Raw genomic sequence first — 9,695 nt, forward strand, 5'->3', positions numbered from 1 at the left:
CGGCCTGAAACATTGGCTAAAATATATTTTTGATTCAATACACTTACGGAAAATACTCATGCCTGCTTGTTCTTGTCCTCATTGTAAAACGCCGCATTGGGTGAAAGATGCCCAGTTGAACGTGGCGCAGGGTTTCGTGGTCTGCACGCGTTGTTCGGGGATGTTTAAGGCCAAGGATTATCTGTCGGGCAACCTTCCGGCCGATCCTGCCCATTTGCCTGTGGCGGTAACGGATGTGCGCCTCGTGCATAACATCGGCGCGCAAATCCTCAAGCATTCCAAACTCTCGCGCAAAGAAATTTCCGATTTGCTCAATAGCGCGCTCAAGGAAGAGCCCAAGGCGGAAGAGCAGGCGGCGGTCAAAACGCGCAAGGACGGGTTCAACTGGACTTTGGCATCGCTGATTGCGCTGACGGTTTTGATTATGCAACTCTTTTATCTTGCCCTGCTATGAGTAACATCGCCCATTTTGTTGCCAGCTTTCGCGAAGCCGCGCCCTATATTCAATATTTGCGCGGCAAAACCATGGTAGTCGGCGTGACCGACAGCCTGTTGGAAGGCGAAACCCTGATTCGTTTGGCCGCAGATTTGAATCTGTTGGCCAGCTTGGGCTTGCGTTTGGTCTTGGTGCACGGTTCGCGGCATTTGCTCGACAAATTGGCTTCGGGTCGGAATTTTGTTCCGAAATACAGCGGCAGCCGACGGATTACCGATGAAGCGACCCTGATGGAAGTGAAGCAGGTGGCGGGAATTATCCGCAGCGATGTCGAAGCCGCCTTGTTCAGCAGCGTATCTGCGCAGCAACGGAGCAAGCCGCCGGTTATCGCATGCGGCAACTTTATTACCGCCCGTCCGTTGGGCGTTATCGACGGCGTGGACATGGGCTATACCGGTACCGTCCGCAAAATCGACGCGGAAGAGATCCGTTTGCGCTTGGATAGCGGCGCGGTGGTGCTGATCAGTCCTTTGGGGCATTCGTACAGCGGCAAAACCTTTAATCTGAGTATGTGTGAAACCGCGCAGGAAGTGGCCATGGCTTTGCAGGCGGAGAAGCTGGTTTTCTTGACCGAAGAAGCCGGTATCCGCCGTGCCGACGGCTCGTTGGCCAATACGTTGTCTGTCGGCGAAGTGCAGGAATTGGTGCGCGGCAATCCCGATGCGCCGGTTGATTTGCTCCATGCGGCAGTGTGCGCACTGGAAAACGGCGTATCGCGGGTGCAGATTCTCAACGGCCGCGAAGACGGTAGCCTGTTGCGCGAGCTGTTTACCCGCGAGGGCAGCGGCACATCTATTGCCCGTGAGCCGTTTGTTTCCATCCGTCAGGCACGCAGCGACGACATTCCGCACATCATCGCCTTAATCCGTCCGCTGGCGGAACAAGGCATCTTGTTACACCGCAGCCGCGAGTATTTGGAAAACCATATTTCTAGTTTTTCCGTATTGGAACACGATCAAAACATTTACGGCTGTGTGGCGTTGAAAACCTTTGCCGAGCCGGACTGCGGCGAATTGGCCTGTCTGGTGGTGTCGCCCGAAGCGCGTGACGGCGGCTACGGCGAATTGCTGTTGGAACATTTATTCCAAAAAGCGCGCGCCTTGAATATCAAAACGCTTTTCGCCTTATCCACACACACGGGCGAATGGTTTGTCGAACGGGGCTTTCAGACGGCCTCGTCCGATGACCTGCCTGCCGAACGCCGGCAGGAATACAATGCCAACGGCCGCAATTCTAAAGTATTTGTTTATGACTTGCAGGCCGTCTGAAAACTCCAATCCTATTATCCGTTTTTAAAAATTACTCAAATCTTATGTTGAAAATCATCTCTGCCAACGTCAACGGCATCCGCTCCGCCTATAAAAAAGGTTTTTACGAATACATCGCCGCATCTGGCGCGGACATTGTTTGCGTGCAGGAACTGAAAGCTCAAGAAGCCGACCTGTCAGACGATATGAAGAATCCGCACGGCATGCACGGCTACTGGCATTGCGCCGAAAAGCGTGGTTACAGCGGCGTGGCGGTGTACAGCAAACGCAAGCCCGACAATGTGCAAATCGGCATGGGTATTGAAGAATTTGACAGGGAAGGCCGTTTTGTTCGTTGCGATTTCGGCAAGTTGTCGGTAATTTCGCTGTATCTGCCCAGTGGCAGCAGCGCGGAAGAGCGCCAACAAGTGAAATACTGCTTCTTGGACGCGTTCTATCCCATGCTCGAAGCCATGAAAAATGAAGGACGCGATATCGTCGTCTGCGGCGACTGGAATATTGCTCACCAAAACATCGACTTGAAAAATTGGAAGGGCAATCAGAAAAATTCGGGCTTCCTGCCTGAAGAGCGCGAATGGATAGGCAAAGTCATCCACAAACTCGGTTGGACGGATATGTGGCGCACACTTTATCCCGATGTGCCGGGCTATACTTGGTGGAGCAACCGCGGACAAGCGTATGCGAAAGATGTCGGGTGGCGCATCGATTATCAGATGGTTACGCCGGAGTTGGCCGCTAAAGCCGTTTCCGCACATGTTTATAAAGATGAAAAATTCTCGGATCACGCCCCTTTAGTTGTGGAGTATGACTATGTTGCCGAATAAGTTTTTTGGTAAGTACGACTGGAATATAAACAGTAAAACCGGCGTAGGTGCGGCGTGGGTCGTGGCGTCATTTGTATTGCCTATGCTGGTGTGGGCGGTGTTTATGCTGGCGCGGATGTCCGGCTGGGTTGCGCCGACCAAGGCTAATCCGACTTGGGCGTTGGTATGGCTGCTGTTTTCCCTGCCTTGCCTGTTGATTGCTGCCAAATGCTTTGCTTGGAAGGGTTGGCGGCTGATTGCCAACATCGTACTTTGTCTGGCGACTTGTGCCATTCTCAGCGTGCCAGCCGCCTTGTTGATCGCATTTACACTCAACGACTTGCTCAAATAGGCCGTCTGAAATGCAGAGCTTCGAACTCGAAGAAATGGCACTGTTTCTGATACGCGATGCGGATGAAGCGGAAATGTGGATAGACCGCTGGGCGGTCAGCTATCCGATTGTCCAAACTGCCGAAGCCGATAGTCGGCAAACCGTTTCCGAATGGCAACACGCCATTCAGACGGCCTTTGAGCATATCGTCAGCAGAAATATTGCCGTAGTGGCTCATGGTGTTGGTGTGTCTGCATTTTTGGCATGGCTGTACCAAGCCGACATCCTGACGCAAAAACGCCTGACCAATATTATTTTGGTCTCGCCGCGTCCCGAAGCTTTTCCCGAAGACGAAATCCATTCGTTCCAACGCGTCCGCTGTCCTTGTCGTACGGCGTTTGTCATCGCCGAAACAAACGGTACGCCACGCGATTGGGCGCAAGAACAGGCCGACCGCTGGCAGGCGCGTCTGCTTCAATCGCCGCATTCCGGCCAGTTAAACGGCGCGCTCGGCGGTTGGCAATGGGGCATGAAGCTGATGCAGGAAATGCTGTTGAGTAAATAGTGTAGCAGTATCTATTAATATTAATAAACGAAGGCCGTCTGAAACCGATATGTGTTTCAGACGGTCTTTGTTTGCAAATATCATGTTAAATATAATTAAAAGAAACTATTCTCATTTCTTTTATGAAGCAATATAATTCGGTTGTTTCGTTAAATTGAGTATAAAAATGCAAATACCATTTCATTTAGCTTTATTACCCACGCTGATTATCGCTTCCTTCCCTGTTGCCGCCGCCGATACGCAGGATAATGGCGAACATTACACCGCCACCCTGCCCACTGTTTCCGTGGTTGGGCAGTCCGACACCAGCGTACTCAAAGGCTACATCAACTACGACGAAGCCGCCGTTACCCGCAACGGACAGCTCATCAAAGAAACGCCGCAAACCGTCGATACGCTCAACATCCAGAAAAACAAAAACTACGGCACGAACGATTTGAGTTCCATCCTCGAAGGCAACGCCGGTATTGACGCTGCCTACGATATGCGCGGCGAAAGCATTTTCCTGCGCGGTTTTCAAGCCGACGCATCCGATATTTACCGCGACGGCGTGCGCGAAAGCGGGCAGGTGCGCCGCAGCACTGCCAACATCGAGCGCGTGGAAATCCTGAAAGGCCCGTCTTCCGTGCTTTACGGGCGCACCAACGGCGGCGGCGTCATCAACATGGTCAGCAAATACGCCAACTTCAAACAAAGCCGCAACATCGGTGCGGTTTACGGCTCGTGGGCAAACCGCAGCCTGAATATGGACATTAACGAAGTGCTGAACAAAAACGTCGCCATCCGCCTCACTGGTGAAGTCGGGCGCGCCAATTCGTTCCGCAGCGGCATAGACAGCAAAAACGTCATGGTTTCGCCCAGCATTACCGTCAAACTCGACAACGGCTTGAAATGGACGGGACAATACACCTACGACAATGTGGAGCGCACGCCCGACCGCAGCCCGACCAAGTCCGTGTACGACCGCTTCGGACTGCCTTACCGCATGGGTTTTGCCCACCCGAACGATTTTGTGAAAGACAAGCTGCAAGTTTGGCGTTCCGATCTCGAATACGCCTTCAATGGCAAATGGCGCGCCCAATGGCAGCTTGCCCACCGCACGGCGGCGCAGGATTTCGACCATTTCTATGCAGGCAGCGAAAACGGCAGCCTAATCAAGCGTAACTACGCTTGGCAGCAGACCGACAACAAAACCCTGTCGTCCAACTTCACGCTCAACGGCGACTACAACATCGGCCGTTTTGAAAACCACCTGACCGTAGGCATGGACTACAGCCGCGAACACCGCAACCCGACATTGGGTTACAGCCGCGCCTTTTCCGCCTCCATCGATCCATACGACCGCGCAAGCTGGCCGGCTTCGGGTAGGTTGCAGCCCGTCCTCACCCAAAACCGCCACAAAGCCGACTCCTACGGTATTTTCGTGCAAAACATCTTCTCCGCCACGCCCGATTTGAAATTCGTCCTCGGCGGCCGTTACGATAAGTACACCTTTAATTCCGAAAACAAACTCACCGGCAGCAGCCGCCAATACAGCGGCCACTCGTTCAGCCCCAACATCGGCGCAGTGTGGAACGTAACGCCTGCCCACACGCTCTACGCCTCATATAACAAAGGCTTCGCACCTTATGGCGGACGCAGCGGCTATTTGAGCATCGACACTTCGTCTTCCGCCGTGTTCAACGCCGACCCCGAGTACACCCGCCAATACGAAACCGGCGTGAAAAGCAGTTGGCTGGACGACCGCCTCAGCACCACATTGTCCGCCTACCAAATCGAACGCTTCAATATCCGCTACCGTCCCGACGCGCAAAATGATCCCTACACTTGGGCCGTTGGCGGCAAACACCGTTCGCGCGGCGTGGAGTTGTCCGCCATCGGACAAATCATCCCCAAAAAACTCTACCTGCGCGGCTCGTTGGGCGTGATGCAGGCAAAAGTGGTTGAAGACAAGGAAAATCCCGACCGCGGGGGCATCCATTTGGACAACACCAGCAACGTTACCGGCAACCTGTTCTTCCGTTACACGCCGACCGAAAACCTCTACAGCGAAATCGGCGTAACCGGTACGGGCAAACGCTACGGCTACGACTCAAGAAACAAAGAAGTGACCACGCTTCCCGGCTTTGCCCGAGTTGATGCCATGCTCGGCTGGAACCATAAAAACGTCAACGTTACCTTTGCCGCAGCCAATCTGCTCAATCAAAAATATTGGCGTTCGGACGCCATGCCGGGTAATCCGCGCGGCTATACTGCCCGGGTAAATTACCGTTTCTGATGAAATCAGGCAAAGGCCGTCTGAAAATAAGGCTATGATCTAAGCCATATTTCAGACGGCCTTTTATAAAGGTTGAAATAAAACTAAACACATTTTTTCACTCAAATCGAACACACCTCCAACAAAATGCCATAAAATCCGCCCATTGATTTGAATGTAAAGAGATACCTATGAAACTGAAAACCTTAGCCTTGACTTCATTGACCCTGTTGGCATTGGCCGCTTGCGGCAAACAGGCGGAAACCAGTGTTCCGGCAGACAGCACCCAAAGCAGTGCATCCGCTCCGGCAGCCCCTGCCGCATTGACCGAAGGTGTCAATTACACCGTCTTATCCAATCCGATTCCGCAACAGCAGGCCGGCAAAATCGAAGTATTGGAATTCTTCGGCTACTTCTGCCCGCATTGTGCCCATTTGGAGCCGGTTTTGAGCGAACACATCAAAACGTTTAAAGACGATACCTATATGCGCCGGGAGCATGTCGTTTGGGGTGATGAAATGAAACCTTTGGCACGTTTGGCGGCCGCAGTGGAAATGGCCGGTGAATCAGATAAAGCCAACAGCCATATTTTCGATGCGATGGTTAACCAGAAAATCAACTTAGCCGATACCGATACCCTGAAAAAATGGTTGTCCGAGCAAACCGCGTTTGACGGCAAAAAAGTATTGGCTGCATTTGAAGCGCCCGAAAGCCAAGCACGTGCGGCTCAAATGGAAGAATTGACCAATAAATTCCAAATCAGCGGCACACCGACCGTGATCGTCGGCGGCAAATACCAAGTCGAATTTAAAGACTGGCAGTCCGGCATGACTACGATTGACCAGTTGGTGGATAAAGTACGCGAAGAGCAGAAAAAGCCGCAATAATTTAAAGGCTGAATGAGTAAAGGTCTCGCGTCTCTTATCTTTTTTCCTTTACTTTACTGAAAGATCTAAGCCATGTGTGATTACTGTTCTGACCTGCGATCTACTGTTCGTATCAGGGTTCCGAAAGAATTATCGCAAATGTTACTGCGAGCCTCTGATCGTTTAGCAGACGGCACGCTCATCGACATTACCCCAGCCTACGGCAAAGTTTATGGTCCCAGCCTTGATTTTGCTAAAACCATTGCCAATAGCGGTTACATTACCCATACTGATTCTCAGGGTAATCGTGACATATATGGTTGGAACGATTTCGTGGTACATTATTTTCAATGTACGCACTGCAATGCCGTTTTCAGGCTTGATGCCGAAACCTACCATGGTAGTGGTGGCCAATGGGAAATGTTGGAAGAGGCATCGGTACGCTATGAAAATCCTTAAAAGGAATAGATTTCATAGTTATATGTGAATAGTAATTCTTGCTAGAGTAAAAATAAAAACGCCGTCTGAAACTTTTCAGACGGCGTTTTCTGTCAAATTAGCTTACAAACCCGGGAACATACCTTTCATTCCCTTCATGCCTTTGGCCAAACGCATCAGTTTGCCCAAACCGTTGCCGCTGAACATCTTCATCATTTGTTGCATTTGTTCAAACTGTTTGAGCAATTTGTTCACTTCCTGCACGGTCGTACCCGCACCCATTGCAATACGGCGTTTGCGGCTGGCTTTGAGCAGGGCGGGGTTGGCGCGTTCTTTAGGGGTCATCGAATTGATGATGGCTTCCACTTTGCCCATCGCTTTTTCGGCTGTGCCTTCGGGGATTTGTTTCGATATTTGACCCAGTTCGCCCGGCATTTTTGACATCAGGTTTTCCAAGCCGCCCATATTGCGCATCTGCTGGATTTGTTCTTTAAAGTCGTTGAGGTCGAAGCCTTTGCCTTTTTGCAGCTTTTTCGCCATTTTGGCGGCGGCTTCTTCATCAATACCTTTTTGAACGTCTTCAATCAGGGTCAATACGTCGCCCATGCCGAGGATACGGCTGGCAAGACGGTCGGGGTGGAAAGGTTCGAGGCCGTTGATTTTTTCGCCGACGCCGATAAATTTAATCGGTTTGCCGGTTACATGGCGTACGGACAATGCCGCACCGCCGCGCGAGTCGCCGTCCATCTTGGTCAATACAACACCGGTCAGCGGCAGGGCTTCATTAAATGCCTGAGCAGTGTTCACTGCATCTTGACCTAACATGGCATCGATGACGAACAAAGTTTCAACCGGGTTGACCGCCGCATGAAGCGCTTTGATTTCGTTCATCATCTCTTCATCGATTGCCAAGCGGCCGGCGGTATCGACCATCAATACATCGTAAAAATGTTTTTTGGCGTAATCAACAGCGGCAGTTGCAATCTCAACCGGTTTTTGGTTGGTATCGGATGGGAAAAAGTCCACGCCGACCTGTTCGGCCAACAGACGCAGCTGTTCAATCGCGGCAGGGCGGTAAACGTCGGCGGATACCACCAAGACTTTTTTCTTCTGATCGTTTTTCAGCAGGCGGGCGAGCTTGCCGACGGTTGTTGTCTTACCGGCACCCTGCAAACCGGCCATCAAAACGATGGCAGGCGGTGAAACCGATAAATCCAGCGTTTTGTTTTCCTTGCCCATCAGTTCGATCAAGGCTTGGTTAACCACGCCGATAAAGGCTTGGTCAGGCGTCAGGCTGCCGACGACTTCTTGACCAAGGGCCTGTTCTTTGACTGTGTTGACGAATTCTTTAACGACGGGCAATGCAACGTCGGCTTCCAGCAGAGCAAGACGAACCTCGCGCAAGGCTTCTTTAATATTGTCTTCGGTCAGCGTTGATTGGCCGCGAATATTTTTAAGTACCTTGCTGAAGCGGTTGGTCAGGTTGTCTAACATACTTATCCTTGATAATGAGAATAGCTGCCCAATACAGGGCATTCTTTGTTAAAATAAAATTGGGATTATTTTACACGATAGTCCGAAGTTATGCTTCAAGAACACAAACACGCACACCAAGGCCGTCTGAAACCCTGCCGGCCGTACGTCAAGTGTTCATAGTATCTATTGAGAAAGATATTTATGCCGATTGTCTTAATTTGCCTGATGCTGGTGTATGCCGGATTGGGCGCATTTTCCTGGTTGCAACATAAAAAGCACAATAATAAATCTTACCCGCTGAAAACCGAGCTGCTGATTTTGAGTGGCGCATTATTGGTACATGGCGCAGCATTGATGTTCCCGGTATTGCAGGATAGGGTATTGATTACCGGTTTTGGTTATTCGCTCAGCCTGATAGTCTGGCTGATGCTGATGATGTACTGTTTGGGCAGCTTCTTTTATTGTCTGCGCGGTGTGCAACTCTTATTGTATCCCTGTGCCGCATTGACCTTATTGCTGGGTTTCCTTTTTCCGGGAGATTTCACAGGTCGTCAAATCGTAGACTTATTGCCGCTGTCGCACATTGCATCATCATTGCTTGCATACGGACTATTTGGCATCGTTACCTTATTTGCCATCCTAATCCTTTTAATCAACCGCAATCTGCACAAACGCCGTTTTTCCGCATTGGTCAGCTTCTTGCCACCTTTATTGAGTTTGGAGAAACTCATGTTCCAAGGTATTTGGGCAGGTTTCATTTTATTGACCTATTCCGTTATCAGCGGTACGTTTTTTGCCGAAGCCGTTTTCGGCAAACCCATGACCTTCACGCATAAAACCGTCTTCAGTATTATGTCGTGGCTGATTTATGGAGCATTATTGTTGAAACACAGCATGACCGCATGGCGGGGTAAAAAAGCCGCCGTTTGGACCATTGTCGGATTTGTCAGTCTGATTTTTGCCTATATAGGCAGTAAATTTGTCTTAGAAATTATCCTGCACCGTATTGGATAAATAGAAATCATACAAAAAGGCCGTCTGAAATCAAAATTTCAGACGGCCTTAGTATTGAATCGGGTTGGATATTGGAAGCGGATAGGGAAGATTTGAGTGTTTTTAGAAAAATAAAAAACCTGTTAAAACAGGGGAGTGATTAAATTTTCGAAAATAATTTTGCGAAAGGTGTTGACTGGTT

General features: G+C 50.5%; 10 protein-coding genes. 9 read left to right on the forward strand and 1 reads right to left on the reverse strand.

The features are described from left to right. The first annotated feature begins 58 nt into the window (after positions 1 to 58). The 8 genes from HMPREF2675_RS03930 to HMPREF2675_RS03965 all read left to right on the forward strand — a co-directional run bounded on the left by HMPREF2675_RS03930 (position 59) and on the right by HMPREF2675_RS03965 (position 7,045). Positions 59 to 454 (forward strand): MJ0042-type zinc finger domain-containing protein, encoded by a 396-nt coding sequence (locus HMPREF2675_RS03930; RefSeq protein ID WP_039862294.1) that lies wholly within the window; start codon positions 59 to 61, stop codon positions 452 to 454. Continuing rightward, complete coding sequence (gene argA / locus HMPREF2675_RS03935; protein WP_070814130.1) at positions 451 to 1,764, forward strand: amino-acid N-acetyltransferase; 1,314 nt, start codon at positions 451 to 453, stop codon at positions 1,762 to 1,764. Before HMPREF2675_RS03930 ends, argA begins: the two co-directional genes overlap by 4 nt. 44 nt (positions 1,765 to 1,808) lie before the next feature. Next, positions 1,809 to 2,588: an exodeoxyribonuclease III gene (locus HMPREF2675_RS03940; RefSeq protein ID WP_070814131.1), complete on the forward strand. Its 780-nt coding sequence runs from the start codon at positions 1,809 to 1,811 to the stop codon at positions 2,586 to 2,588. After that, positions 2,575 to 2,919, forward strand: a complete 345-nt coding sequence (locus tag HMPREF2675_RS03945) for a hypothetical protein (protein ID WP_070814132.1) — start codon at positions 2,575 to 2,577, stop codon at positions 2,917 to 2,919. Before HMPREF2675_RS03940 ends, HMPREF2675_RS03945 begins: the two co-directional genes overlap by 14 nt. Positions 2,920 to 2,929: 10 nt before the next feature. Next, positions 2,930 to 3,463, forward strand: a complete 534-nt coding sequence (locus HMPREF2675_RS03950; RefSeq protein WP_049343783.1) for an alpha/beta hydrolase — start codon at positions 2,930 to 2,932, stop codon at positions 3,461 to 3,463. A 166-nt stretch (positions 3,464 to 3,629) separates the two neighbouring features. Beyond that, entirely contained in the window at positions 3,630 to 5,741 is a 2,112-nt protein-coding gene (locus HMPREF2675_RS03955) for a TonB-dependent receptor (protein WP_070814133.1), read from the forward strand. A 170-nt stretch (positions 5,742 to 5,911) separates the two neighbouring features. After that, positions 5,912 to 6,607, forward strand: coding sequence for a thiol:disulfide interchange protein DsbA/DsbL (locus HMPREF2675_RS03960; protein ID WP_070814134.1), 696 nt, complete (start codon positions 5,912 to 5,914; stop codon positions 6,605 to 6,607). A 138-nt stretch (positions 6,608 to 6,745) separates the two neighbouring features. Continuing rightward, complete coding sequence (locus HMPREF2675_RS03965) at positions 6,746 to 7,045, forward strand: hypothetical protein (protein ID WP_003749429.1); 300 nt, start codon at positions 6,746 to 6,748, stop codon at positions 7,043 to 7,045. A 102-nt stretch (positions 7,046 to 7,147) separates the two neighbouring features. Here the strand turns inward: HMPREF2675_RS03965 and ffh are convergent, their stop codons facing one another. Further along, positions 7,148 to 8,518, reverse strand: coding sequence for a signal recognition particle protein (ffh, locus tag HMPREF2675_RS03970; protein WP_004520277.1), 1,371 nt, complete (start codon positions 8,516 to 8,518; stop codon positions 7,148 to 7,150). A gap of 183 nt (positions 8,519 to 8,701) precedes the next feature. Between ffh and ccsA the strand changes: the two genes are divergently transcribed. Next, a complete protein-coding gene (gene ccsA / locus HMPREF2675_RS03975; protein WP_070814135.1) occupies positions 8,702 to 9,514 on the forward strand; it encodes a cytochrome C assembly family protein in 813 nt (270 codons plus the stop codon). Positions 9,515 to 9,695: the final 181 nt, after the last annotated feature.

It is taken from the genome of Neisseria sp. HMSC061H08, from assembly GCF_001836795.1.
Lineage (GTDB): Bacteria > Pseudomonadota > Gammaproteobacteria > Burkholderiales > Neisseriaceae > Neisseria > Neisseria subflava_A.